The organism is Leucobacter coleopterorum (assembly GCF_011382985.1).
GTDB classification, from domain to species: domain Bacteria; phylum Actinomycetota; class Actinomycetes; order Actinomycetales; family Microbacteriaceae; genus Leucobacter; species Leucobacter coleopterorum.
Genome location: NZ_CP049933.1, coordinates 177,756 through 204,352, shown reverse-complemented (window position 1 = coordinate 204,352; position 26,597 = coordinate 177,756). Strand labels below are relative to the sequence as shown.

Sequence of the window (26,597 nt, the reverse complement as noted above, 5' to 3'; positions counted from 1 at the left end):
ACTTTCGAACTGCCCCACGGCATGCACGCTGGGACTGCGCACAGCCAAAGAGAAAGCTTAGCTCGGGATCGTGCGCTGCGCAAGCTGAATTAGCGCATTCATGGGGCAGCAGCCAGGCCTCACCCGCTCGATCAGCTCGATTTGCTTTCTCTCGACACGTGCAATATATTTCTTACAGATGCAAACATCAGCATTACATCCTTACAGAAACGAAATATCATGGACGCAACATTCCTCACCTCAATCCCCTGGTACGCCTGGATCGCCATCATGGGCGTCGTTGTTTTCGGCATCACGACCATCGTCGGGCTCTCAATCGGGCGCAACACTGAGCTTTCCAAGGCACTTGCGCAGAACGCAGAGATTAACCAGAAGCTGGTTGATCGCCTCGACAGCATGGACACACGGCTCGCCTCTCTAGAATCAACACTCAATGACATCCCTAACTAGCCGTCAGCCGATGGAGGAGTGTTGAACACTCAAGAACTTGTCGCACGACTCTCCGCTTTGGGGGTCCATACCGACTCAAGGTCCTGGCCCTTCTTCACCGCGACGGTCAACTGCACGTCAGCGAGATTGCAAGGCGCATGGGCATGTCGCGCGCCCTGCTGTACATGCACCTCACCAAGTTGGAAGAGGCGGGCTTTGTGTCCGGCCACCTGGAGTTGTCGCCAGACGGCAAGTCGATGAAGTACTTTGAAATCGTCCCATTCGAGATCACACTGAACGAGCAGTACATCAGCGAGGTCATCGCAAACGACCCCGAAGAACCAGATGAGGCCACGCCAGCCTCGTCCGCAAGCGAAAACGCATAGGCTGTTCCCGTGGCACAGGATCTCCCCGAATCAGACAGTAACGCGGCAACCATTCGATACGTCGCTATCGGCGACAGCTTCACCGAGGGCGTCGGTGACGATCAGCCCGACGGGTCGGTGCGCGGCTGGGCCGACCTTGTGGCCCAGGGCATCGCCGATGCGACGGGCAAGCCGATCCAGTACGCGAATCTCGCGATTCGGGGCCGCTTGTTGAAGGGCATCATCGCGGAACAGCTCGAACCCGCGCTCGCGCTCAATCCGACCATCGTCAGCTTCAACGGTGGTGGCAACGACATGCTGCGCCCGGGCACCGACATGGCCTGGATCATCAGCGAGACCGAGCGAGCACTGCAGCGCATCATTGATTCGGGAGCGCAACCACTGCTGCTCGCCGGAGCGAACCCCACGGCAGGCCTACCAAACGGCGATCGTGTCGCAAAAAAGGGTGATGCGCTCACCGCCGCCGCCGGCGAGATCGCAAGCCAACTCGGAGTGCGCTTCTCTGACAACTGGCACGACGACGAGCTCGCTGGCAGACAGTACTGGTCGAGCGACCGCCTGCACCTCGCCCCCGTCGGTCACCACCGCGTTGCCTCCAACGTGCTGCGCACACTCGAGTACCCGCACCCGAGCGACTGGGTGATTGACGCGGCGCCGATCCCGAACCCCACCCGCCGCGAGCAGCTCGCATACACACGCGAGCACGTTGTGCCGTGGGTCAAGCGACGCCTCACGGGGCGGTCAAGCGGCGACGGCCGCACCGCCAAGTTCGGCGACTGGACCTGGATCACCCCTCGTAAGCTCTAGAAACAAACTCACCCTTTGGGGGCATGAGAGGTAGCACCCATGGACGACGTGCCGCCGCCAGGCTTCGTCCAGCATAAGAGGATCATGACCCTCCTCACGCGCGTCAGTCTCAAGAATCGCTTCATTGTTGGCCTCACGACTCTGGCAATTGTCGTGGTTGGCATTTTTGATGGGATTGCTCAAACAAGAGTTCATGCCACCGACGCAGGTGCCTATGGCTTTGATTTCGGTGCGACCGCAGGGCCTCGTTCCAGATGAGATGTCGCCCACCGTCACCGAGCCGGTCGAGAAAGCACTCTCCGCGGTGCCCGGTATCACGAAGGTCTCCTCAAGCACGTCGAGCAGGTCGTCTGAAATTACGTGACGTCCTGAGACATCACGCGCGCGCGGTCAAGGGGGCCACTCGCCGGTAAGGGGTGCACTCACGAGCCACCAACGTGGAGCATAGATCGCGGGCCACGAGCCACGAGTTAATCTGCGCGGCACCGCTCACACAGGCCGAAAATATCGACGACGTGCTCAATGTCGGTGAAGCCGTGCTCGGCGGCCACCCGCTGCGTCCACTCCTCAACCACGGTCGCTGAGAGTTCGCGGGTTTCGCCGCAGCTGCGGCAGATGAGATGGTGATGGTGGCCCTGCGTTGCGCAGGATCGGAACAGATTCTCTCCCTCGGGGGACTGCAGCGAGTCCGCCTCGCCAGACTCGGCCAGACCGGCCAGTGCGCGGTACACCGTGGCAAGACCTATGGTCGATCCTCCATCGCGCAGCACCTGGTGCAGTTGCTGCGCACTCACAAAACCGCGCTTCTCGGCCAGCGCGGCCCGCACGGCCTCGCGCTGCCAAGTATTACGCTTGGGCTGCTGCATCTCACACCTCTCGAGTAGATTCTCTTGCACCAACCGTAGCGAAGTCCACGTGGCTTGGCGTTCGGCTTCATTGTCTCAGACCTAGAAGCCAGGAAAAACAGTACGAGCGTAGTCGTACCACTCCCCCCGCAGCTCGATGGGTCGCCATCCCGTATCAACACCGGCGCGCTTCGCGCTCTGCGACGAGACACACACGAATGCGACGCGGTCGGCAGGAGCCGCATAGACCGCGACATACAGCTCGCCGATATTGATGCCCGTCGGTGCTCCGAGCTGGCCCACGGCCGTGAGATTTCCGGCGAGCAACTGGCTGTAGATCCAGTGATCCCAACCGGGCGGTGTGTTCCAAAGGCGATACCAAGAGAGCGATATCGGAGACCCGGTGCCCCTCACCTTCCACGCACCATTGCTGTCGCCAAAGACGCCGAACCATCCGGCGCGCTGCGCCGACCACCCGAGAAGTGCAGCAAACCCGAGGGCACCGATAAGGAGCACAAATGTAACCAGAATGGCCACCGGCCCCAAGACGGCAATGAGCCCCACACCCGCGACAATTGCCCCGAAGCCGAAGATAGCGGCCATGAGCCCAAAGACCATCCAGCCCCGCCACAGGCTCTTCACGACGTTTGGGTGGGTTGCCAACTGGTGATACACATCGAGAAAGGCTCCGTACACACTGTCACACTATCTGATCAGCGAATCCGCATCTACGAAGGCTGAGCTACCGGCCGCTACTTCTACCCGCGCCGAAACCGCGTCACCAGAGCCCGTGCCAGCAGCGTCATCACAAACACGAGGGCCACAACAAGACCGATGGCACCACCAGCAGCGACATTGAAGTCACGCGAGATCCAGAGGCCAACAACACCGCTGCCAACACCGACCACGGCCGCAATGGGCGGGATCCAGCTCAGCTGCGGCGCAACGAGCCGAGCGGTCGCTGCGGGCCCAATGAGGATCGCAACACCCAAGATCGCTCCGACCGCGGGCATCGCCACGACCGTCGAGGCGGCGATGATGCCTGTGACCGCCAACTCGACCGGCCAGGTGCGAAAGCCCGCAGCAGCATACCCAACAGGGTCAAACGTGTGGAACAGAATCTTGCGGCCGGTCAGAGAAACAGCAACCAACGCAACAACCAGCACGGCTGCCGTCGCGGCAATATCGCCCAGATCAACCCCGAGCGGGGAGCCAACCAGCAGCGCTTCAACCGGCACGCCAAGCCCAGGGTTGAGCCCCGCGAGCAGGGTGCCCAGTGCAAACCCAAACGACAACACAACCCCGCTGGTCACCTGGCGCCCCTGACCCGGAATGCGGCTGAGCAGCGTCATGATCAGCACAAGCGCCACCGCAAACAGCGCTTGCCCGAGCAGCAGGTTCCAGCCGAGCACCGCAAATGCGACTCCGCCAGGAAAGGTTGCGTGGCTCAGAGCCACCGCAAAAAACGAGCGGCGACGAATCACGATCAGCGTTCCGGCGACACCTGAGAGCAGACCGAGCAGCACGATCTCAATCGTGGCGAGAGCAAAGTAACTCACGGGGCCACCACCCTGCGCCGAAACAGCACTCGCACGAGCGCCGCGACAAGGTACAGCGCCACAAGTAGCAACACCACGACGGCACCGGGCGATACCGAGGCACCCACGCCAACCGACAGCTCAAACGACAGCCACAAGCCGATGACCCCCGCAAACAACGGCACAACAATCGCAAGCGGGATCAGCAGCGCAAAGCCACGCGTCAGCAATCGCGCAGCGGCCATCGGCACCGTCAGCAAAGCAATCACCATCAGCACGCCGAGCGCCTGCACCCCGGCCACCACGAGCAGCGCAACGGCGATGCTCAGTGTAATGTCGGTGGCAAGCGGCCTGAACCCCGCGGCAGCAAACCCGGCGGGATCAAACGCCCTGTAGAGCTGCGCCCGCCAGGTCAACGCCACAATACCGACCGCAACAACCGCCACGACCACAATCTGCCAGAGCTGCGCCTCGGTCACAGTCAGCAGCCGACCGAACATCAGTTCCTGCAGCTGCGAGACGTAGCCATCCTGCTTTGAGACCAGCACCACACCGAGACTGAACAGCCCGGTGAGCACCACGGCAATCGCCGCATCGGTGCCCGCACCACCTCGGCGGTCAATCACGGTAAAGAGAATGGCGGCGAGGATCGCAGCGACCGCTGCTCCGGGAAGCAACCCGGCAGTGCCACCGATAGCGGACCCGATCACAAGCCCGGGAACACCGCGTGCACAAGCCCGTCACTCACGAATTCAAGCTCGCGAAAGCTAATAAACAGCCCGATGATCCCCGCCGCGACGGCGAGCACCGCGACCGTGACCAGGGCGCGCCACATAAACGGCAGCGCAAACATGTCGAGCAGCGATGTGTCTGCAAACACCACCGCTACTCCGTCTCGCGGTTCGTGGTGACCGTGTGCTGGTCGAGTTCGACGGTCGCGTCGTGGAATGCGTGCTGCACCGCGTCGAGCGTGAGCGCGTCTTCGACGGTACCAAAGCCCGCGGGGTGCCCCGGCTGACCAGGCTCATGGCCGCTGGCGAGCAGCAGTACATGCGAGCAGGCCGCTTGCGCAATCTCGAGATCATGGGTCGAGACGAGCACTGTGCGACCCTCATCACGCAGGTCTCGCACGAGGTCGAGCAGCACATCACGATTCTCGCGGTCGAGGCCGTTGAAGGGTTCATCAAGCAGCAGCAATTGTGGATTGGCGACGAGCGCCCGGGCAAGGATCCCACGCTGCTGCTGCCCACCCGAGAGCTCGCCAAAGCGGCGACCCGCGAAAGCATCGAGACCAACCCGTTCAAGCGCGTCGTTGACCGCGACGCGACCAGCGCGCCCCACCCGGGCAAACGGCCCGAGTGAGCGATAAAGGCCCATCGTTACGACCTGGCGAAGCGTCACGGGCAATGTCACGTCGCGGCTGTCAGCCTGCGGCAGCGATCCGATGTGCCGCCTCGCCCGGGATGGGCTCTCGCTGAGTACCTCAATACTGCCGTCGGTGAGTTCGGCGAGGCCTAGGATGCCACGCAGCAGCGTCGACTTGCCCGAGCCGTTTGGCCCGATGAGCGCCACTGCGGCACCCGCAGGAACATCAAACGTCAGCCCCCGCACCCGCGTGATTCCGGCGTAGCCAAACGCCGCGCCCTTCAGAGAGAGCGCAGCGTCTGGCGATGTCTTCACATCGGCCATTATTTCAGTGAAGCGGGCACCGCGTCGGGCTTTACGCCCCAGGCTTCGAGGATCACCTGAGTGTTGTGAATCGTCGCGCCGATGTAGGTGTCGGCACCGCTGCCCTTGGCCCCGAGCGAGTCAGCGTAGAGCGACTCGGCGTCGACGACCTTCACACCGGCCTCCTGCGCGATCGTCTTGGCGAGCTTCGGGCTCATCGAGGATTCAGAGAAAACCGCCCTCACACCCCGCTCCTTGATCGTTTTTACGAGCGCGTCAATGTCGGCAGCGCTCGGCTCGGCATTATCTTCAAAGCTGGGCAGGATCGACCCGGCAAACACGATGTTGTAGTCGTGCAGGTAATAGGCGAGCGAGTTGTGGCCGCTGACCAGCACCCGGTCAGCCTCGGGCACACGCTTAAACTGCGCGGCGATCCAGGTGTCGAGATCCTGCAGCTTGGCGTTGTAGGCCTTGGCGTTTGCAGCGTAGTCGGAAGCGTTGTCGGGGTCGGCCTGCGAGAGCCCCTTCGAGATCTCGGTGACCATGCCCTCGGCGTTGCTCGGGGAGGTCCAAATATGCGGGTTCAGGTCGCCATGATCGTGATCGTCGTGGCCCTCTTCAGCGTGATCATGCTCGGCGTGATCATGCTCTTGGTCGGTGGCGTGGTCGTGATCCGCTTCCTCTTCATCGGCCTCAGACTCAGCGCTGACCTTCTTTGCTTCGGCCTGATCGATGCCGTCACTCGCGGTGATCACGGTGCCCTTAAAACCCGAGGCATCAACGGCGTTGTCGACGAAGGTCTCAAGCCCGGCCCGTTGACCACAAGCACGTCAGCCTTACCGAGCGCAAGCAGATCCGCGGGAGTGGGGTCGAAGTGGTGCGCCGATGCGCCCACCTGCAGCAGACCGGTGAGTTCGATATTGTCACCACCAACCTCGGACGTGAAGTCGGTCAACTGCGTTGTCGTTGCGACGACGTTGAGCTTACCGTCGGGCGCCGAGCTTGAGGTCGTAGCACCACACCCCGCGAGAGTGAGCGTGGCGACTGCGGCGAGCGCGAGTCCAGTCAGTGCGGAAATGGGTCGAGTCATAAGAAACTTTCTAACTGAGAATGAGTCTCAATCATAGCGGCGATTGATAATCGTTCGCAACTAGGGAAAGCGGCTGACGTGTAATTTTCCGCCACCCGAGTGAGGCCCGGGGACTCTGAGAGAACCCGAGAGTGCTCGCATTTCGCGTTACGTTCTCGACCTTGCCGGGTTTCCCTCTGTGTACATCCATGAAGTTTGAAACCGAAGAAATAGGAAAACAGTGAAATTTCGATCCACTCCAACCCACAGGAAACGCGGCCTCCTTCGTCGAAGCGCCTACCCCACTATCGCGGCTTTGGTGCTGGGGGCCTCTTTGTACCCACCGCGGCACAAGCCGCCGGAGTGACCGTGCAACCTGAATACCCGTATAGCGTCAGCAACGCCGTCCCACCGCTTGGAGACTTTGGCCTGGTCGGAATGTATGACACGGCCCAACCGGCGTCAGACTATTCCTCGTTCGACGCCGGGGACTATGTTATGAAAGCAGCGTTTCGTGACCCGGGTGCTACCAACGATAGAGTTCTCCCAGCCGGGGCAAGCGGCACTTTTACGATCACCTCTAAAAATGATGTAGCAACCAGGCTGTATCAAACGGCGAACGGTCCGCTGGGTTTTCTGGACCCCTAGAGCGTGTTCCCGCAACCGCCCAGTACTCCGACACCTGGTTCGATGTGCGTTCGAACGTGACGGTCGCCTACGACTTTGATTTCACGACCCTTGAAGGCGGTGCCCTGCCCGCGGGAGCCGTGTTGTCGGCGAACGATGTAGACACGATCAACGGCGACGGCATCCACCAAGAACAGGTCTCGTTCAATAGCCCCGGCAACGGCGACTGGTTGAAGTATCACGGCGTGAACGGGCCGCTTGGGATCTAGCACCTGCCTACCCAGGGGTCAACAGCCCCGTCGAGCACGATGCCGATGCGTACACGATTCGGTCGAGCGGATTCTCGAGCTTAACAGCGTTTACTCAAACGTTCGTGACGACAAAACCAATCACCCACCTGTCAGTAACGGCAGTCGGTTCATACAACGGCGACGGTTCCGGCCTCTTCTGGGACTCGCGCTTCCGGTCGAAGAGCCTGCGGCCACACTCACCCTCAGCGGCACGCTCAATGGTGGTTCACTAAACGCTGGTTCTGTGCCGGTCGACAGCGAACTCGCCTGGGAATACACCGCCACGAACTCGGGGAACACCTGGGCAGATGGTCTCGCTATGACTGACAGTCTCGGCACCGAGATCGTGTGCCCTGCCGGCACCCACCTCGCTCCCGGCGCATCTGCAACGTGCTCGGGCACGAGCCGCGCATTGAGCGGCACGCAAGACGTCACCGTCACTGCCACCGCCCAAGCGAGTGATTCAACCGGCACCTCCCTCGGAAGCGAGGCTCAGGCGACGATGACGGCTCAGTACACCGGCACTACTAAGCCCGTGGTAAAGCCGTGTGCGGCCCCCGCACGGCTCCAGTGTTCGCGGATACCCCCTGTCCCACAAGTTCTACAAAGAGATCGACTGGATGGAGTGCATGAAGTACGCCACCGGATGGCGACAGCCTGCAGGCAAGCCGCTCTACAAGCCGACCAACGAGCTTCAGCGTCAGGCGATGACGGCATTCATCTTCCGTATGGAAGCGCCGAAGAACTACAAAGCGCCCAAGGTGTCACCATTTGCAGATGTGAAGCCCGGCGACCCGTTCTACAAGGAGATCGCGTGGATGTGGGAGTCGAAGACTGCTACAGGTTGGGCTGAGCCTTCAGGGAAGCCAACCTTCCGCCCGCACCAGAGCCTGTCTCGTGAAGCTATGGCGGCATTCATTTACCGTTTGGAGACCCCGACAAGCTACAAAGCGCCCAAGGTGTCACCGCTGGCAGACATGAAGCCCGGAATGAAGTTCTACAAGGAGATCTCGTGGATGTACGACGAGGGTCTTTCCACCGGCAACAAAGCGGGCAGCACCAAGGAGTACTGGCCGAAGGACCGCCTGTCGCGCCAGGCAATGGCGGCATTTATTTACCGCCTGGTCACTGACTATCGCGCCTAGACAGCTAAGCACTTTCCAGACGCAGATCAGGTGCCTGTGGGGCGGAGCACAACTCCGCCTCACAGGCACCTTCTGTTGCAGCCCACGGCCGACGTCAGACGCGCCGACTAGTCCTCAACAACAACCCAGCCATCGGTCTCGCCGTCAAGCGAGTCCGGGGCTGAAGTGGGGTCACCATTTCGCTCGGGATCGCCGGAGTTCTGCGATGGTTGGCCGGTCGTGGCAGGCCCTTCTCCAATGGCCGGCTCGTCAACTCCGGGTGCTGGATTCACTGGTGCCGCGGGCGACTGGCTTGGCGCAGGCGACTGCCCGACCGGTGGCTTCGGCCCCGGGTCGGCATCGGATCCCGAACCCGAGAGCGCAATAATCACACCGCCCACCACCGCAACCGCTCCGATCCCAACCACGGCCACGAGTGCGCGATGCCTCAGAACCCAGTTGATCGCCGCTGCAAAACGGCTCTCCGCCGAGGCCGGCGCAACGTCTCCGAAGAGCCAGGCCGCGAGACCCGTTGGAGCGCCCAGAATGACGATCGGCACGACAATACCGCGCATGTGCTGGCCAAGATCTTCGAGCTGAGCCAGTACCGCCCGACAGGATTCGCAGGTATCGAGGTGGTGAACCACCTTCGACTTATCCGTTGCTCCAATGCGCTGGCCGCGCCCGTAGCGCACGAGCTTTGGTCGCAGTTTGACACAAGCCGCATCTGCAGCTCCGTCGATGTGCTCAGCAAGGTAGGCAAGCCGCAGGCCCTCGCGCGCTCGAAAAGCGAGCTGGATTGCGGCATTTGCGTTGATGTGCAGGCGGCTGCCGATGGTCTCTGGGCTCAGCCCATCGACCTCTTTGAGCCACAGCACTCGCTGCCACTTTTCGGGCAGCGCTTGGAACGCGCGGTGCAGCACATTGGCCTCCGCGATCCTCTCAGAAGAATCAGAAATTGAGAGCTCTTCGATGTATTCATCGGCGTCATTGAAGAGTTGCACCTCGTTCTGGTTGGCACGACTGCGGTTTCTGTTTGAGATCGTCGTGAACAGGTACCCGCGAAACGTTTCTTTTGGTCCAAGTCCTCGCTGCAGAGCGCTGAGAATACTCACAAACGATTCGGCCACGAGGTCTTCTGCGCGCGACGAGTCCCGCGTCAGGTAATTCGCGTGGCGAAGGGCAGCCTCGCTGTGACGCTCGTACAGCACAGCAAACGCGGCAGAGTCCCCGCGACGAACGGCATCGCTGAGCTCAGCGTCGCTGCGTTCGGTGTCTGCACTCTCATGCTCAAGCGCTTCAACAGGGCTCAGTTCTTCTTGCTCACTCACAACGCCTTCCGCCATTCTCCAGCTCGCGCCAACAAGCCCCGCCGAATGCGACCCGCGTACATCGTTGCGCCAAGCAGAATCGCCGCAGCGGCCACCAGGCCCGCCGACCAGACGGGCGCGAACGACGAACGACCCGTTGCGGCGAGCGCTGATCCCTGCGCCGCCTCCGCATTGGCACCCTCGGCACCCGCGAGTTCTCCAGCCGTTGCCGAAGAACCGTTCTGCCCTTGCTCGCAGCGGCACCCGCGCCGTTCTGCGTCGCAGTGGCCGGGGAGCCACCAGGGGTTTGAGACGCGTTTTCAGCCATCACCCGGTCAACGGTCACGCGAATGTCTTGCAAGTCAGTGGGGCTTCCGTTCGTCACAATGGCGGCTCGCCCGAAACTGCCGTGGTTGATCCGCACCACCGCGGTCTCATTACGTTGACCGGGAGCCGCGAAGCAGCGCGACCCAACCGGCAGAGGTCGCGGTTTGCCCGCAGACCCGACCATCTGTTTGGTCTGGGTACCCACCATCTTCACGAGGCCGGAGTACAGCGTCGTGTGAGAGTCGGCTCCGTTTGCGAGCTTTTCCGACACCTGGCAGGTGACCAACACGGTGTTCACCGACGTGGGCCCCGCGTAGTCGGCTCCCCCGCTCTCGCGCTGGCTCAGCTTCATCGTGCCAGCAGACACATACCGCGTAACCGATGCCACCACGGTGTTTGGGCGGAAGCCAGCGCTGGCGGAGTTCTCCACCATCGTGACCACAACTGGCTCGGGATCCGTGCCTGCCACGGCTGGCCCGGCAATCGCGCACTTGGCCCCAACGGGCAACTGGGTCACCGGTTTGCTCAGCACGGCGTTGCTGCCAGACGCCGACACCGCCAGGCGCTGCCGCTCGACAATCGCCCCGCCAAAACTGCACTCCACTCCGTACTCGCTGAGTTCCGTGCGCCCGAAGCCCGCCTCGGCATCAATGCCGGCCCCGACAGCAGCTGTGACACCACAAGCGTGCCGACAGGGTTGATCGCCAGCCGCAGGCTGCTATTCGCAAAACCATTGCCGTCTGGCCCGTTGCCGACGAGGATGCCGCCAACCCGCGACGCTGCGAACGTCACGACCGGGCTGCGCAGTTCAGCAGCCTGCGATGGCACCCCGTGGTCGCCGACCAACCCTCAGCGGCAGCAAAGCCATCGAGAGCCCCACCCTCGCCAAATTGGTCGGCACTGATCCTCACCGCGTAACTCCCGGCATCAAGATTTTTCGCGTGCCAGCTGCCATCAGCCGAGGTCTTTACCGTCTGCACGACTCTCTCGGAACCATTCGCCGCGACCTCAAGCACGTCAACGGCAACTCCTGCTGGCCCGAGCGATCAACACCCTCGGTAAAGACTCCGTCGCGATCAACATCGACCCAGAGGCGGTCGCCCAGGGTGAAGCCGAGCACCCGTGTCGAGGCAGCGTTCGAGATGATCTGCTGACCCGCAAAGGTCGCCGACGATGCACCAAACGAGGCCACGTACACGTCTCCCGCCGAGCTGCCAGATGGGAGCAGGCCGACGTTGGCGACAACTGTGGCACCCGCGCCCAACGATTCCGACTGCACGAAGCGCGCGGCCGTAACACTCGCGAGCGACGCTGGGCAACCCGCGGTCGACATCTCTGCGGCCTCGCACCACTTCACGGGGGCAGAACGAGCCGACCTCGCGAACACACTGACCGGTTGCGCAAGCTGAGTGGGAGCCACAGAGGTGTAGAGCCACTCCCCAGCAACCGCGTCGCCACTCGCCTCAACGGTCGGGGCCGCGAGCAGCGCACTCAGCCCGATGCTGCCAGCAAACCGTGAGCCGTTGGCGTCACCCGAGTGCGGCAGCACAAAGAGCACGTCGGGGGCGGCTACGATCGTGCGACCGGTTGTGTTGGCCCAGCGCAGATCCCACTGCTGGGCGCTGTTTTTCTGCTCGACCACCGTACCGACACTGAGCTCGGTGCGCAGCCCCTCGGTGGCGAACACGGTGATCGCGTCGCTGCCGGAGTTGAGTGTTGGTGTGAAGACGAGGTTTTCGGCGCGCAACTCTGCGCCGACCTCGAGTGAGGTGCCCGAGGCAACAAACTGCGACACCGTCGCGCAGACGGCCAGCTGTGGCAGCTCGGCGCCAAACGGTACGTCACCCAGGTGCCAGGTCAGTGTGGTGAGTCCAGCCGCGTTTCGCTTAACCGTGGGGGCACCAGCGTCCGCCCAGGCCGCGCACTCAGAATCAATGAGCAGCCCCTCCGGCAGAGTGGCAACAACGACCGTACCCCGACTCGCCTCGCCCTTAGCCGAGGCGCCGGTCGTCAACTTTGGGGTGAGGATCCAGCTCACCGCGCTTCCCACGTGCACTGGCACATCGGGCTTCGCTGATCCCGCCACCCTAACGCCAACCGAGGCGGTGGAGTGCTGCAATGTTATCTTGTCACCGTGGTCGGCCGAGACGCGGTGGTTGTTGGGGTTGTAATTCAACGGCGTTGTGTAACCGTTGTCCCACTTGTGTCCGGCAAAAAACGCGATCACGGAGCCGTTCGGAATCGTGTCGCCGCTGTGCGGCCCACCGTAGAAGGTGTCGCGTGTTGCAAGGCGAGGGCGAACGGTGATGCTGTCTGCCGGGTCGAGTTTGGACCCCGGCGCAGTCACCCGCACCATCAGCACATCTTCGAGCGGCCAGCCGTCCGCCACGGGGTCGGTACTGAACTCAAGCTGTCCGGCTGCAGAAGCGGCGGTTCCGCAGTCGTTCGCCACAGTTCGCTGCGCGCTCCAGTCGCCAAGGTAACGGTGCGAGGTGGCGTCCCAAGACTGCAGCACGTTCTGCGACCACGATCCGCCCCCGACCAAGCGTCCGTAAACCACCTCAATGCCGCGGCTAGGCGGTTCGAACCCGGTATGCGGCTTAAACGTGTTCGCCACTTTGTGACTCAACGACACCAGCTGACCCCTTGAGGCACCTGCCGTGTAGGGGGTGAGTGTCTGTTGCGAGTTATCCCAAACGCTGCAGCCCTGTGCTTGGTCGAGCGCGATGACGCCGTGCGCGTTGTTGAGTGAGAAGTACGCGTACTGGGCTTCTCCCGGAGTCGTCACGCCTGCGCCATCGTGACGGGTGACCACCCCGCGGGGCACCAGCGGTTTGCCCGAGGTGTTTTCGGGGTGTGGGGATCCGTAGGCGTCGCCGGCAACCGGATCACCCGACGCGGGAATCTTGCCCCACAGCGCAGACATGCTGCCGCGCGCATCGACCAGCAGGTCGAAGGTGCGGCAGTTATCGCCACTCGGTTCGCTGCCGTTCCAACCAGGCGCGTGCGCACCAGCGAAGTTCGCCTGGCCGTCGAGGCTCTGCGGGTCGAAGTCGGTCAGGCAGGTGGTGAGAGCATAGGTGCCAGCAACAATCGGGTCACCGTTCGACCACAGTGAGCCGTCGGGGTTATGTGCGGCGTTGGCTTTGAGGATCGCTGAGATGGGATAGCTGATGGCGAAGCGGCCCAGCCCCACAAACTTTTTGTTGTCCAACGATTCACCGTTGATCGCATTCGTGGCGAAGTGCTGTCCAGACGAGTCGAGATCGCTGACGGTCACGCCAAATTCGCCCGTCGAGGGGTCGTAGGCGGCAGGATCGCAGCCGAACGATCCCGAGCGAAAACGATTCTCGCTAGGTGGCTGTGTGGCCGATGCCGCGCCTGGCAGCTTCCAGCGGCCCGCCCAGTAATCGGTCATGGGTGAGCATTCAAAGGGGGCGGCGCCGTAGGCGGCCAGGCGTTCATCGAGACGCACTCCGAACGAGGCGGTGGATCCGATGGAGGCCATGCCCCGCGCGTCATCGGGCGCCTGGATCGCTGTCGAGTAGTGCACCACGATTGACTCTTCGGTCTCACCCGTGACCGGGTTCACGACAACTTCACGCCCGGCTGCGTCGGCGGCACCACCGGGAGTGCCTCCGTTGACAAGGTTAAGCCGCGGGCTTGCCGAGATCTCGACCGGGTCGAAGGCAAGCTCGTCGCTCGCCATGTCGGCGGGATCCTCTCCGTTCCCTGCAACAGCCCGGGCGGTCAGTGAGAAGGTCGAGCCGTTCGCCGAATTGCCCGACGCAACAACGTCAATCGGCACCGCCCGCACGCCGCTGCTCTCAACCCGCCCGATATTACACAGCAGCGCGGAGTTGCCCTCGGCATCGGTCTCAATGCTCGAGGCAGGCGAGCGGCCCACCTCGCAACTGGCGGGCAGCCCTGTCTGAGGCAGCGTCTTGAAGCTGGCGTCTGCGCCGTTTCTCTGAGACAGTCTCGCTTCAATAACAACGTCGTCGACAACGGTGATTGTTTCGCTCGGAGTTTCTTGATCCTGCTTGATCGAAACAGCCAAAAAAGCGGAGGTTGTGTCGTTGGTCAGCACTCGATGATCGCTGGTCGAGCAGTCGTTGCCGGCAATGGGGGTTGGGCAGTTGTGCTCGGGATCTAGCAGGGGCAGCGTGCCTGTCTGCAGCCCATCTGAGCCAACACCCGGGGCACCTGCGTAGGTGTCGAGAACAAGTTTGGGCGCGGGCGTCGTTGCCTCTGCGGCGGTATCGAGACCTGCGGAGAGGTCGGCAAACACAAGTAGCGCCGTCAACGACAGCGCTGCGTAGCGCAGTGGCTTTCGCCAACCACGTTTTTGGTCCAGCATTGTTAATCCCCCTGTTTTCCGCCATTGGCGGCCGCAACGACCTATGGCCGCGGCAGCACATGTGTGCTGCCGCGGCCACCGCTGCGTGTTCTTGCGGCGCGTATTACTACGCGCTTTCAAACGGTTTAGTTCTGATCAGCCGACTTGCGTCGGCGCACAACCAGTACGCCACCAAGCACCACCAAGAGCACACCAGCGAGGGCAACCCCACCGATCTCCCCACCGGTCAGAGCGAGGCCAGTCTCCTCGTTCTTCGGGCCACCGCTCTTCGGCTTCTCGATCTTGTCCGGTGCCTTCGTAACGGCGCGAACAACCGTGGAGTCAGCACTCGTGACAAGCGGATTCGACACTGCGGACGGGTGTCCGGTAACGAAGGCCGTGTTGGTCACCTTGCGGGCTTGCTCATCGCCCTTGGTAACGACATAGCTCGCGGTGCAGTGAACAGTGTCACCGGGTGCGATCTTTGTCAGCGGGTTCTCGCAGCTAAACGCCGAGAGGCCCTTCAAGCCGTCAATAATTTTAACATCGAACATTGACAGGTTTCCTGTGTTTGTAATGTCAAAACCGAACGTCACGGTGTCACCGGTGTACGCGACCTTCTTGTTCGTGGAGCCCTTCACCTTCTCGATGGTCTTGACCACATTCAGCGACGGACGCGCATCGAGCGGCTGACGCACGGTGTCTTCGAGGCTCTCAACAGCGTCACCGGTCGGGTTCTTCGCAACAGCGTGTGCATCGTTGACGATCTCACCCGCATAGGTGTCTGCCTCGGTGACCGTGTAGTCGGCCTTGCAGACCATGCTCGCGCCGGCAGCGAGTTCACCGTTGGTAATGTCACAGTCCAGCTTACCGAGGCCCTTGAGCTCATCGATCACCTTGACTCCCGTGAGCTTCACGTTGCTCGTGTTCTTCACTGCGATCTCGTACGAGATCACGTCGCCCGCGTCGTTGAGTTTGTTGGTGTTCTCGTCTTTCACGCCGGTGATCTTTTTGCTCAGCTCTAGCCCGAGAATCAGGTTCGTGGGCGTGACAACGGCATCCTCGTCTTCCACCACAACATCATTGGGATCCACGGACGTGACCCTGGCGGTGTTCTTCACCTCGCCACTCGTGACGTCTGCAAGCGTCACGTCAACCGTGGCGCGGCACTCAAAGGCCTCGCCGGGCAGTAGCTCGGCAGCCTTTGCGTCTCCGGCAGGGGTGTCGCACACGAGTGCGCTCAGTCCCGCAAGATCGTCGCTCAGGTCAACGTTCAGCAGGCGGGTGTTGCCCGTGTTCTCAACCTTGAACAGGTAGTGGATCACACTGCCCTCGTCAACGAGCTGATCTGCGTCGGTGTCAACACTCTCAACCGTCTTCGTGAGCGTGATGTCACGAACCGCGTCGAGCGGCACGGTAACCTCAGCGCGACCGGTCGTAACCGAGCGGCCGAGCGCATCGGTTCCGATGGCCGTAGCCGTGTTGGTCAGCGTCTCCGCCAGCTGATCGGCCTCGATCACGGTGTAGGTAGCCGAACAGTTGGTGGAGGCGCCCACCGCGAGCGTGGTGTCAGCACAGGTCACCGCGCTCACGCCGACAAGCTGGTCCGTCACGGCAACGCCAGTGACGGTGTCATTGCCGGTGTTGCTCACAGCGAAGTCGAAGGTGAGCACGTCACCCTCATCGCGCAAACCATTGCCGTTGGTGTCAGCCCACGACTTTTCAGTCTTCACGAGTGTCAGCGCGGGCAGCACCTCAAGCACACCGAAGTTGACGTTGGTCAGGTCGCTGCTCTTGGCGACGGTGGTGTTGAAGGTCTGCACCGGATCTGCGTTTTCGGCCGGGTCAGCGGTCATGCGCCAGCCCATCGCCGCAAGGTCGTCGACGATCGTGACTGTGTACGACCCGGAGTGCAGGCTACCGAAGGAGTACTCACCCTTTGCGTCTGTCGTGGTGGTCAACGAAACAGCCTCGTCGTCACCGGCACCACCGTCATCAATGCCGTCCGGCCCAAACGAGTAGCCAGAGAGCTCCAGATTGATTCCGGCAACCCCAGCCTCACCCTTGTCGTGCTCGCCATTGCCGTTTGCGTCGTTCCAGACGGTGTTTCCGATGGAGGAAGCGGTCACCTTGGTCGTCGTGCGGCCAGCCTCGCCGATGATCTGCGAGAGACCCTCGATCTTGGTGCTCGCGATCGAGTTCTTGAGCAGATCACCCTTCTTCGAGTCGGTCGCCTCGAACTCAAGGTCGATGTAGCCGAACCCGCCAGGAGTAACCGGAACGGTACGCACCTTGATGGCGGTTGCGTCGGCCATCGGCGTCGCGCTCCACGCGATGTTGACGCTGTGCGGATCCGCCTGCAGCTCAGCGATCGAGGCGTTCGTGAACCACAGTGACTCGACACCCAGTGTGCCGACCGTTGACAGGTAACTAAACACTCCAGCGAAGGTAGTGCCACGGCCATCGGCCGTGTTCGGCAGAATATCCACCAGCTCGGCCGATCCGACCGGAGCCGAAAGGCGGTTCGCCCACGACAGGCGGTAAGGCACGGGATCCCCGACCTCAATCTCGGCGGGTGCGCGCTTAGCAACAGCAAACTCACTGAAGCCGTTCACGGCAAGACCGGAATTCGAGGTACGGTATGGCTCTGTCGACGCGTCGTCCGGCGACGAAATAACAGCGGTGGTGGGCAGCGTCACGGGCACAGGAGCATTCACCGGTACCTGTGCCTCATACGTCAGCACGGGCAGCGCATCTGCGACGGGCCAGTCACCGAGCGTCCACGTCAGGGTCGAGACGGCGTCCTTGTCATCTGCGGTGCAGGTGAGGCCGTCGGGGCCCGGGTCAGCAGCCACGTATACAGGGTCGACGCCGCCAATTGCGATGGCCGATCCCGCAACGTACTCGAGGCACGACGGGATGTTCACAACAACCTTCACATCGCGAGCGATGGGTGCCAGTGAAGACGGGGTGATCGTTGAGGCCACCTCGAACTTCACTGGGGTACCTGGTGATGCGCTCGAAACTCCAGGAGAAGAGATCGAAGTGCGCACGAGCGCACCCGCCTGGTTTACGCGGTCGCCACCGTAGCCGGAGTGGTCAGCAGCAACGTAGGTGCCCTTTGACCAGCTCGCACGTCCGTTCCACTTCGAAACGAGGTAGGCGGGCAGCACCGTAGTGGGCGGGTTCGACTGAGCCACGAACGGCAGGAAGAATCGCATTGAGCCGCCGGGAGCAATGTCGTTGTGGAAGGTCACACGAACCGTCGTAACGGCCGAGGCTCCTCCGGCTACGGCACTCGCCGAGGCTTCCCAGGGGCCAGCATCACAGTCATTGCCGCGCATTTCGGCTTCAGAAGCGTAGCTCTGCGAGCTGAACTCGATAGTCGCTTCAGAGAGCGGGCGTGGGTTGCCACCAGACATCATCACAAACGACTGAGAGGTGTCAATCTGCAGCAGCTTCGGATCAAAACGTACGCAGAGCTGACCGTTCGACATGGGCAGGACACCAGTATTACCGAGTCCTGTACGCAGGTAAAACTTCTCGTCGGTGCCGACAACACCCTCGCCCGACTGGTACTTCGCCTGCGCGTTCACCATGTTGGCGGAGGTGGTGTCGAGAGTGGGGTTACGCACAAAACCAATGTCGGACTGGCCACCACGATCGGTCATGCGCACGGTGTAGCAGTTGTCGTTTCCGGCAGTGCCGTTAGCGCCACCCGGAGTGTTGCTGCAGGGAACGAAATTTGGTTCGCTGCCCTGTTCGAAGCCCGCGCCGTAGTTCGACTGGCCGCTGACGGAGTCGGGGTCAAAGCCGCCAACGCGCATTTTCACGATCATTTCGCCGCTCGGCTGGAGGGCGCTCAGTGGAACCCAGACCGAGACGTAGCCGGCAGCGATGTAGGCACGCTCAGTAGCAATGCTCGAGCCGCCGATGGTCTTGTTCGGCTGGCTAGGTACTGTCGTGTCTGCCCCGGTCACCGAAATGGTGATGGGGTCGCCGGGTGCGGTCTGCGAACAGGTCCACGTGCCGCTATTGGACGCGGCGTTGTCGGCCGTTGCGGCGCCGATAATGCCGATGCTCCCGAAGGGCATTGAATTGGTCTGCTGGCCTCGACCGTTCACGCCACAGGGGTTTGCACCCCAGGTCCACAGACGCGCACCGAGCGCGATCTCATTGGCAAACTGCTGGAACGAGAAATCTGAGACGATCGGTTCGTTACCCTTCGCCTTATTGGTGTTGTTCGAGATCACACCGGTGTAGACGGTGTAGACGTAACCTGGCTCGCCCTGGGAGAGGTGCTGAGGCCGGTGCCCGCTACCGCTGGAACCGTAAGATCAACGCGCGGCTGTGCCACGACCGTGGTCGAGACAGTCGCCGATGTTTGCACGCTGCCGTCGTCGATGGTGGTGGTGAGGAAGGTGTCAATGACGGTGCCGCGAGGAACCGTGTTGCTCACGTTTGCAACAACCGTGTACGAACTCGATGCGTCCTTAGCCAGATCCATCGTGCAGGTGAGCAGTGCACCCGCCTCAGTGATCGCGCAGTTGGTCGAGGCCATCCCAGAGTCCCATGTCACTCCGGCAGGAAGCCTCTGCTCGAACTTGACGCCCTTGGCTTCACGGTCCGTGAGAATGTTCCAGTTATACGAAATCGTGTCGCTCGTGCGCACGATACCGTTCGCTAGTCCGTTAGCATCCGTGTCGAGATCATCCCAGGCCGGGCTGCCATCAGCCAGCACCGAAAGTGAAATGTTGACGCCGCTAGCAGCCTGAGCAACAGTGGCCGTGCCGACGCTCGCCCCCACGATGAGCGCCATAATCGTTGCGAATGAAAGACTTCTTCGCAGACTAAACCGGGAGGCCCGCCTCCGTGTTTCCTGAACCAATCGAACTCCTGAACTATCTTCGTAGGCCACATCATCAAACAATGGGCGCACGGGCCCACACAGTGGCATCAGAAGGTAAAGACAGGTGCGCCCCGTCTCAATTACGAAAACGAGGAAAGTTTTTAACGCAAAAAATCCTGGGTGCACCCGCGAAGGCACACCCAGGATCAGCTAGTCAGAGAGTTAGCGGTCGATCCCGACCCCAACTTCGCGACGGCGACGAAGGATCAGCACCGCGCCAGCACTCATTGCGAGCAACAGCGCCGCGACAAGCCCACCGATTGCCGCACCCGTGGTCGGCAGTGTGCCAGGGACCGACGTGCTCACCGCTTGAATCAGGGCGGAAACGGTTGACTCTGCGCTGACTTGCTCCCCGGTCACGGTTTCAGCCGAAGCCGCCGCCGTGTTGGTGAGTTCGCCGCCCAGATCCTCTTCCGTCACCACGTAGGTGCCCGTGAACACGGTCTGCTCACCAGGCGCGAGGGATCCGCTGAATCCGGGAGCAGCTGTCGGCCCAGAGGTGAGCGAGAGCTTGCTACCAGCCGCGTTAGTGAAGCTCTTCTCGGTAACTGCAACACCGCTGAGCGGCATGTTGCCCGTGTTTCTTACCTCGAACGAGAAGTTCACGGTGTCGCCCACGGCGAACTTGCCCGATGCGGGAAGGTTGGTCACCGACTTCACCAGACTCAGGGCGGGTGCCGGAGCATCAATGTTCACAGAAACGTCGCTCTCGTCGGTTACCGGAGTTCCAACGGTTGGCGTGCCAGTAATGCGCGCAGCGTTTGCGATGCTCCCCCGGCGGCAACATCCTCCTTCGTCACCACATAGTTCGCGGTGTAGGTCACGCTGTCACCTACACGCAGCGTGCCGTCGAAGTCAGCGGGTTTAGTGGGCGTCGGCTGTTTCATGAGAGTCAGTGGTGTTCCCGCTCCGTTAGTGAAACTGGTTTCTTCCAGCGTCACATCGTGCAGCGTTACGGCACCCGTGTTGATTGCAACAAAGGTGTAGGCGACCGTTTCACCCGGCTGGAACGCGACACCGTTTGCGGCCGCCGACGCGCTCTTCACAAGCCCGATTGCGGGGGTCGCAACACCCGTGCTCGTATTGACTGTGTCGTCGTCATCAACATCGGTACCGAAGGGATCGGTTCCCGACGCAGTCGCGTTGTTCGTGATCACTCCACCAGCGTCAATGTCTGCCTGCGTGAACGTGTAGCTTCCGGTGAACACCGCCTGCTCGCCGGGACTCAATTGCCCCGTGAATCCAGCCGGCGGGGTCGGTCCCTCGTCGAGCACCAGCGGCTCGCCCGCTCCGTTTGTAAAGTCGCCCTCGACAACGTTCACATCACTCAGGGTCACGTTGCCCTCGTTGCGCACGGTGAAGGAGTAGTTGAGCTTTTCGCCCACCACAAAACCGGTGCCGTTCGCTGGCTCAGATTGGGCCTGCTTTATCAGCGAGATTCCGGGTTCGGGATCACCGGTGCTCACCGAGACATTACTCTCGTCGGTTACGGGGCCTCCGGTCGGAGGATTGCCCGTGGTCGTAGCGACGTTGGTCAGCTGGCCACCCGCATCAATATCTGCCTGCGTCACCACGTACGAGGCTCCAAACGTAGCGCTCGCCCCCACGGCCAGAGTGCCGTCGAAGTCTGCCGGCTCGATTGCAGTGATCGGGGTGGTGAGGGTCAGCGGATCCCCGGCCCCATTCACAAAACTGCTCTCGTCAACGGTCACTCCCGTGAGTGGAACGAGCCCACTGTTGGTCACCTCAAAGCGATAGTCGACTGTTTCACCAACAGCAAACTGCTCACTATTGTTCGGGGTCGAAGCGCTCTTGTTCAGCTGAATCGAAGGCTGCTCGGGGACCATTCTGGTCGTTACCGTGTTCGATACAACTCCGAGGGCCGCTTGGGTCGTGCGGAAGGTTGCATTGTTCGCAAAGTAGCCGCCCTCAACACCGTCCATGTGGGTGAGGGTGTAGCGGAACTTTTGCGTCGAGACCGGACCCATTTGGGGTAGGTGTACTCGAATAGCCGTCACATCTTCAAGGTGAGCCTGCACAGCAGCAAACGACTGCCAGGTGACAGAGCCCCCAAATGTTGGCCCCTGTCCGGCGCCGAGCGTCTGCGAGGCCTGCACGGCTGCAGCTGAATCAGTCGTGTAATCAACGGTCGCTCCAGCGGGAACTGTCGGCTCCCCCGCAAGCTTGAACTGAGAAGCATTGTCGGTTGCTGGCACACGACTCACCACTCCCGCAGCGCCGTCACCGATAAACGGGAACACGTCGATGACGGTTGCCCCGGTCTGCGTGACAGACTGCGAACCGTTGGCCGTTGTGATCTCAAACGAAAAGTCATCACCGGCAGAAATGAACGGGTTCAGCACGGCTTTACTCACGGCAATGCCCGCCTGGCCATCGACGCCAATGTTGGCTGAGGAACGGTGTGCATCGGTCGTGGACGGTGCCGTGTCTGAGGCTGCCGGCGACTGAGAATCATCGGGTGAACGAATAATCGCCGTGTTCACAAAATCGCCACGACTGGTCGACTCGGTCGCCACCCAATAGACGATGGAGGGAATACTACCCGTCGAGATCTCGTCAAATGTCCACACGACCTCGGTAGTGCCATCAGGCAACACAGTGACTGATGTCGGGGTGTGATTGGGTGCGCTCACTGACTGTCCACTGACCGTTCCCGGATCAAGCACAATCGACATGCCCGCCGGGATACGGTCAGTGACTGTCACGTCGGTCGCAGTGAAGGGTCCAGGGCGGCCGACGGTGCGGAACGCGGGTGTAATAGTGAACTGAGCTGCTCCACCGGCAACAACACGCGGATTACTCGCCGTTGGGAAGGTCACGTTTTTGGTCAACGCCAGTGGTGCCCGCACCGCGGTGAGGCGGTCCCCTTGAGTTGGCGTAAAACCGCCAGAGGTTCTTCCGGTCTCTGGAATGTAGTTCGGGAAGCGGTAGGCGCCGTTAAGCAGCTCTGGCACTCGCCAACCAGCCATGTTGGCAACGATCTGCCCTTCAGGGATTGCGGTCTTTGCCTCGAGATTAATGAGCATGGTGCTCGTTTCACCCGCGGGAATGGGCTGGTCAGCCACCCAGCGCACGGCGCGCACCTGCGTCAGATCAAACGAGGGATTGGCAAGTGCGTCTGCTTGAGTGGTCCAGGTTCCCGCGTTGTCAGCGCACGTAAAGGTGCGCATGGTCTGCCACCGCTGAGCGTCTGTACCCGTGAAGGAGTACCCGGTCAGATACTCGAAGTGCCCCTTGGCAGCCGCCGATCCCGTTGCACTCGTCGGGTTACCGTCAGGGTTTGCCCAGCGCGCGTCTGGAGTCACGGTATAGCGCGCCAGATTCAGGTATTGCGAGTCCCAGATGTCGCACACCGTGGTGGCGCTGTAGTCACCATCAGACGAGGTGTTGGTCAAGCTCACATAGCTTTGCACTTGTTGGCCCTTGGCTAAGGTGCCGTTGCCAGAGCGATCAGACACCATCCCTTCAACAAGGTAAGGTGTGCTTGAGCTATTGATCACGTCGGCGAAGCGCTTCGAAAACTCGCCGGCCGCCTGGCGAACAAGGCTCTGGTTCTGGCGGTTGTCTGAGGGATTCTCACCAATGTTTGCGACGGTCGAGCCGTTAAAGTGCGGGCCGGTCGGCGCAAAATCTGTGACGAGGTTGCTGATCGCAAGACTGCCTTCGCCCGTGGCATCGTCAACGGGAACGTCGGTCAACGGAACAAAAATGATGACCTTACCGAACGTCAGGTACCCCTTGTCGGTAATCGGCTGACCGCCGCGGCTAATGGTCGGAATGTGCGACGCGGTCAGGTCGGCCCCCGTGACGGTCACGGTGACACGCTGGTTTGCCTGATCCGGTGTCGCCGTCCACACACCACCGTTGTTGATGGCGTTGGGCAGGTTAAGCCCCAGAGTGCTGAACTGTGGCAGTTCCTGATGATTCGTGACGGCACCGGTCTCGACACGCACAAACTGGGCGTTGGGACTCACCTGTGAAAAATCGTCGGTAAAGGTCAGCGGACCCGACGGGGTGAGGTACCCCTTTCGCCCCTTACCCTGAATGTCTGGAATCGAAAACGTCACGCCGTACTGAAGCAACCACCCACGGGTAACGCCGTCTGGTCCGAGCTGGTTCTTCGCAACGAAGGGCACCAGCTTGGTCATGTTGATGTTCGGTGCTCCCGAACTCACGAGCGAGTCTGGGGTTACGGTGACAGCGGGAGTAGTGGCGTTGTCCGTCGCAAAGCTCAGCGCATCAGGCGCGAAATCGAGCGGATTCGCGTTTGGTAGATTGGCGACCGAAGCACTCAGCGCAACACCGCGAGCAGCTCCGAGGGCCACATCACCGATGTTACAGACGGCCGTTTTGCCATCAGTACTAATAGAGGATGCTGGTGTGGTGGTGGTCAGGCATGTGCCGGGCAGCGTGTTCCACGTCATTCCGTCGGGAAGTGCAAACGTAAACACCGCGTTTGTGGCGGTGCCCGTCGCTCCGGTCGTTGAATTGACCGACGCTTCGAGCTCATACGTCACCACATCGAACGAGCGCACAATATTGTTATCCGGGCCCGAGTCGTTTCCGGGTCCGTCATCGGCGTCGAAATTACCTGACCCAGTCTGAACCGACCCGATGGCAATCTGATATGCCAACTCGGGATCGGCCGCTTGACCCGCGGTTGGAGCTACCAGCCCTGCAAGTACCGAGAGGCCAGCCCCCATGGCGATTGCTCGCCAGAGCGTTTTGTTGCGCGCGAATGACACGTTGTGAGTTCTCCCCTAGAGATAAAAACTTTGATCAATCCTTGCAACACGCATATCCCGCGCACAATCCCCTGTGGATCGATCAAGTGAGTTTTAGAATAACCACATTTTCTTCTGAATTGCCGAGAACCCTTGAACTTTCTCGACAAGGGTCTCAAATAGAAGCGCCGACTAAGCTTGTGCGACAACGGAAAGGTACACCATGAGCCGTCGCGAAAAAACTTCAATCGGATGGAGCCCGCTGATGATCATCGCGGTTCTGGTGGCGATCGCGCTCGCCATTTCATTCCCGTTCGCGCTCGTGAGCACAATGCCGAAGCAGGTGAGTCCGCTGGAACAGGTGAAGCAGGCACTTGAAGATGCTGCACCTGGTTACGACGGTGATGCGCTGAATCTCAACTCGCTGCGCGTTCTCGAGACTGCCCCGGATGGTACGATCTTTCTCGCCGGACACATGAATGGCGGCGGCATAGCCGGGGTTATTTTCCGCGATGGTGGAACATACGCGGGGACCGTAACCTCGCAAGATCGCGACGACGTCGGCTTTGCTGGGTCCGACGCAGGCCACGCGGCGTACCTCTACATCAAGGCTGAACCTCAAAACAAGCTCGGGTTTCACTACTGTGCCCGCTCAATAATGAGCAAGAAACCCACGGACAAGTTAAGGAAAGAGCTTGCGGTCTCGTGTGGAGCCGCACTCGATTGAGCTCCTTACCTACCACCGCCCTCGAACTTCGCACTGCCCTGCACTCGGGCGAGCTCTCCACCCGCGAGGTCACAGAACATTTTCTCGGGCGGATCGCTGAGCGCGCGGATCTCGGATCGTTCGTCAGCGTGAAAGCCGAGCAGGCAATGCGCGAGGCTACCGCCGCCGACGGTCGATTTGCCGAGGCCCAACGCTCCGGTAGATCCGGCGGACCACACGGGTTCCCCCCGTTGCACGGGCTCCCCCTCGCCCACAAAGACCTGGTCGATGTTGCGGGCACCGTCACCACCCACGGTAGCGCGGCTGTGCCGCACGAAGTCGCAACCACGGACGGTCCCGGAGCCGCCACCCTGCGCAGATCAGGAGCCATCTCACTCGGCAAGACCCAGGTGCCCGAGTTCGGCCTCACCGGCTACTCCGAGAACCTCATCGCCGATCCCGCACGAAATCCGCTCGACACCGGCAGGACGGCCGGAGGGTCATCTGGGGATCGGCTGCCGCGGTCGCGGCAGGAATACTTCCTTTCGCCCCGGGAAGCGACGGGGGTGGATCGATCCGTATCCCGGCATTGGCCTGCGGAATCGTTGGGCTGAAGCCGGGTCTGGGCGCGATCCCGAGCGACGTTCGTAACGGCACCCACGACGTCTTTGGTGCCCCCAGGCTCACCGTGAGCGGCCCGCTCGCTCGCGACACCGCGGATGCCGCATTACTCTTTGATGCGATGCGTGGCGCTGCTGGCGAGCCCGGGCTCGAAGCTGTGCATTCAGCCGACGGGCTGAGCGGACTGCGGATCGGCGCGAGCACCACCTCCCCGTTTGAATCGGCCTACCCCATTTCGCTATCGACCGAAGCCAAGGCAGCCTTAGACGCGGCCATTGCGTTACTCGAGGGTCGCAATCACCGGCTTGAAGAGGCCAGGGTCAGCTACAACCCCGAATATTCTGCGGCGTTTACGACGGTCTGGACCGCCGGTCTCTCCCAACTCAAGTTGCAGCCGGGAACTGAGGATCGCCTCGCCCCGCTCACTCGAGAGTTCCGTGAGCGGGCCCTCGCGCGATCTGAAGCAGCACACCGCGCCGCGGGTTCGCAACTGCTCCGTTTCGCGGACGAGATGCGCCTGCAGTGGGGACGCTACGACGTGGTGTTGACTCCGGGGCTTGCTTTCGATGCGCCTCGAATCGGCGCGTTTACGGCGCTCACGCCAGACGAAGATTACCGCTTACAGTGCGAGTGGGCACCCTACACGTCCATGGTCAACGTCTCGGGCCTGCCCGCGATAGTGGTGCCGATCCTCACCCTGCCCAGCGGCCTTTCTATGGGGGTACAGCTCATCGGCCGCGTTGGCAGCGAGGGTCAACTGCTTCAACTTGCGACGCAGCTGATGGGCTCATAGACGCGTTCGTTAGCTGAGAGTGGGCCGAACCTCGCTGTATTCCTGCACACCCCGCGTAACAAAA

At 61.5% G+C, this 26,597-nt stretch carries 20 protein-coding genes and 5 pseudogenes; 10 read left to right on the top strand and 15 right to left on the bottom strand.

The features are described from left to right. The first annotated feature begins 219 nt into the window (after positions 1-219). From G7066_RS00990 to G7066_RS00975, 5 genes and pseudogenes are all read left to right on the top strand, one after another. The gene (locus tag G7066_RS00990) at positions 220-450 is read left to right on the top strand and encodes a hypothetical protein (RefSeq protein WP_166328374.1); all 231 of its coding nucleotides are present in this window, start codon (positions 220-222) and stop codon (positions 448-450) included. A gap of 83 nt (positions 451-533) precedes the next feature. Further along, positions 534-593: pseudogene (locus tag G7066_RS17665) on the top strand (hypothetical protein); the annotation flags it as partial. Continuing rightward, positions 594-815, top strand: a complete 222-nt coding sequence (locus G7066_RS00985) for an ArsR/SmtB family transcription factor (protein WP_341873825.1) — start codon at positions 594-596, stop codon at positions 813-815. A 9-nt stretch (positions 816-824) separates the two neighbouring features. Next, the gene (locus G7066_RS00980; protein ID WP_244303120.1) at positions 825-1,622 is read left to right on the top strand and encodes an SGNH/GDSL hydrolase family protein; all 798 of its coding nucleotides are present in this window, start codon (positions 825-827) and stop codon (positions 1,620-1,622) included. Between the two features lie 39 nt (positions 1,623-1,661). Then, positions 1,662-1,880, top strand: coding sequence for a hypothetical protein (locus G7066_RS00975; RefSeq protein ID WP_166328372.1), 219 nt, complete (start codon positions 1,662-1,664; stop codon positions 1,878-1,880). A gap of 212 nt (positions 1,881-2,092) precedes the next feature. Here the strand turns inward: G7066_RS00975 and G7066_RS00970 are convergent, their stop codons facing one another. From G7066_RS00970 to G7066_RS00945, 6 genes and pseudogenes are all read right to left on the bottom strand, one after another. Next, positions 2,093-2,488 (bottom strand): Fur family transcriptional regulator, encoded by a 396-nt coding sequence (locus G7066_RS00970; protein WP_166328370.1) that lies wholly within the window; start codon positions 2,486-2,488, stop codon positions 2,093-2,095. Positions 2,489-2,569: 81 nt separating this feature from the next. Then, positions 2,570-3,163 carry a hypothetical protein gene (locus G7066_RS00965; protein WP_166328368.1) on the bottom strand — a complete coding sequence of 198 codons (594 nt, stop codon included), beginning with the start codon at positions 3,161-3,163 and terminating at the stop codon, positions 2,570-2,572. 62 nt (positions 3,164-3,225) lie between these two features. Then, positions 3,226-4,026, bottom strand: coding sequence for a metal ABC transporter permease (locus tag G7066_RS00960; protein WP_166328366.1), 801 nt, complete (start codon positions 4,024-4,026; stop codon positions 3,226-3,228). Further along, positions 4,023-4,840: pseudogene (locus tag G7066_RS00955) on the bottom strand (metal ABC transporter permease). Before G7066_RS00955 ends, G7066_RS00960 begins: the two are co-directional and overlap by 4 nt. A gap of 50 nt (positions 4,841-4,890) precedes the next feature. Next, the gene (locus G7066_RS00950) at positions 4,891-5,694 is read right to left on the bottom strand and encodes a metal ABC transporter ATP-binding protein (protein ID WP_166328364.1); all 804 of its coding nucleotides are present in this window, start codon (positions 5,692-5,694) and stop codon (positions 4,891-4,893) included. Next, positions 5,694-6,763: pseudogene (locus G7066_RS00945) on the bottom strand (metal ABC transporter substrate-binding protein). Before G7066_RS00945 ends, G7066_RS00950 begins: the two are co-directional and overlap by 1 nt. Before the next feature lie 671 nt (positions 6,764-7,434). Here G7066_RS00945 and G7066_RS00940 point away from each other — a divergent pair. The 3 genes and pseudogenes from G7066_RS00940 to G7066_RS00935 all read left to right on the top strand — a co-directional run bounded on the left by G7066_RS00940 (position 7,435) and on the right by G7066_RS00935 (position 8,804). After that, positions 7,435-7,638, top strand: coding sequence for a hypothetical protein (locus G7066_RS00940; protein WP_166328362.1), 204 nt, complete (start codon positions 7,435-7,437; stop codon positions 7,636-7,638). 265 nt (positions 7,639-7,903) lie between these two features. Continuing rightward, positions 7,904-8,128, top strand: a pseudogene (locus G7066_RS17660) (DUF7507 domain-containing protein); the annotation flags it as partial. 160 nt (positions 8,129-8,288) lie between these two features. Then, positions 8,289-8,804 (top strand): S-layer homology domain-containing protein, encoded by a 516-nt coding sequence (locus tag G7066_RS00935; protein WP_166328360.1) that lies wholly within the window; start codon positions 8,289-8,291, stop codon positions 8,802-8,804. Between the two features lie 107 nt (positions 8,805-8,911). Here G7066_RS00935 and G7066_RS00930 read toward each other — a convergent pair whose 3' ends face one another. The 9 genes from G7066_RS00930 to G7066_RS00895 all read right to left on the bottom strand — a co-directional run bounded on the left by G7066_RS00930 (position 8,912) and on the right by G7066_RS00895 (position 24,434). Beyond that, positions 8,912-10,114: an RNA polymerase sigma factor gene (locus G7066_RS00930; protein ID WP_166328358.1), complete on the bottom strand. Its 1,203-nt coding sequence runs from the start codon at positions 10,112-10,114 to the stop codon at positions 8,912-8,914. Continuing rightward, positions 10,107-11,024, bottom strand: a complete 918-nt coding sequence (locus G7066_RS00925) for a hypothetical protein (RefSeq protein WP_166328356.1) — start codon at positions 11,022-11,024, stop codon at positions 10,107-10,109. Before G7066_RS00925 ends, G7066_RS00930 begins: the two co-directional genes overlap by 8 nt. After that, a complete protein-coding gene (locus G7066_RS15155; RefSeq protein WP_205881482.1) occupies positions 10,946-11,248 on the bottom strand; it encodes a hypothetical protein in 303 nt (100 codons plus the stop codon). Before G7066_RS15155 ends, G7066_RS00925 begins: the two co-directional genes overlap by 79 nt. Beyond that, positions 11,209-11,400: a carboxypeptidase regulatory-like domain-containing protein gene (locus tag G7066_RS18080; protein WP_166328354.1), complete on the bottom strand. Its 192-nt coding sequence runs from the start codon at positions 11,398-11,400 to the stop codon at positions 11,209-11,211. Before G7066_RS18080 ends, G7066_RS15155 begins: the two co-directional genes overlap by 40 nt. Next, positions 11,388-14,780, bottom strand: a complete 3,393-nt coding sequence (locus G7066_RS00915) for a hypothetical protein (protein ID WP_166328352.1) — start codon at positions 14,778-14,780, stop codon at positions 11,388-11,390. Before G7066_RS00915 ends, G7066_RS18080 begins: the two co-directional genes overlap by 13 nt. A 125-nt stretch (positions 14,781-14,905) precedes the next feature. Further along, a complete protein-coding gene (locus G7066_RS00910) occupies positions 14,906-19,012 on the bottom strand; it encodes a DUF7507 domain-containing protein (RefSeq protein WP_166328350.1) in 4,107 nt (1,368 codons plus the stop codon). After that, complete coding sequence (locus G7066_RS00905; protein ID WP_166328348.1) at positions 19,009-19,578, bottom strand: hypothetical protein; 570 nt, start codon at positions 19,576-19,578, stop codon at positions 19,009-19,011. The genes G7066_RS00910 and G7066_RS00905 overlap by 4 nt, the downstream gene beginning before the upstream one ends. A gap of 252 nt (positions 19,579-19,830) precedes the next feature. Continuing rightward, the gene (locus tag G7066_RS00900; protein WP_166328346.1) at positions 19,831-20,364 is read right to left on the bottom strand and encodes a DUF7507 domain-containing protein; all 534 of its coding nucleotides are present in this window, start codon (positions 20,362-20,364) and stop codon (positions 19,831-19,833) included. A 20-nt stretch (positions 20,365-20,384) separates the two neighbouring features. Beyond that, positions 20,385-24,434 (bottom strand): DUF7507 domain-containing protein, encoded by a 4,050-nt coding sequence (locus G7066_RS00895; RefSeq protein WP_166328344.1) that lies wholly within the window; start codon positions 24,432-24,434, stop codon positions 20,385-20,387. 202 nt (positions 24,435-24,636) lie between these two features. Here G7066_RS00895 and G7066_RS00890 point away from each other — a divergent pair, with 202 nt between their 5' ends. Beyond that, positions 24,637-25,140, top strand: a complete 504-nt coding sequence (locus G7066_RS00890) for a hypothetical protein (protein ID WP_166328342.1) — start codon at positions 24,637-24,639, stop codon at positions 25,138-25,140. Next, a pseudogene (locus tag G7066_RS00885) lies at positions 25,119-26,533 on the top strand (amidase). The gene G7066_RS00890 and the pseudogene G7066_RS00885 overlap by 22 nt, the downstream one beginning before the upstream one ends. Positions 26,534-26,597 lie beyond the last annotated feature (64 nt).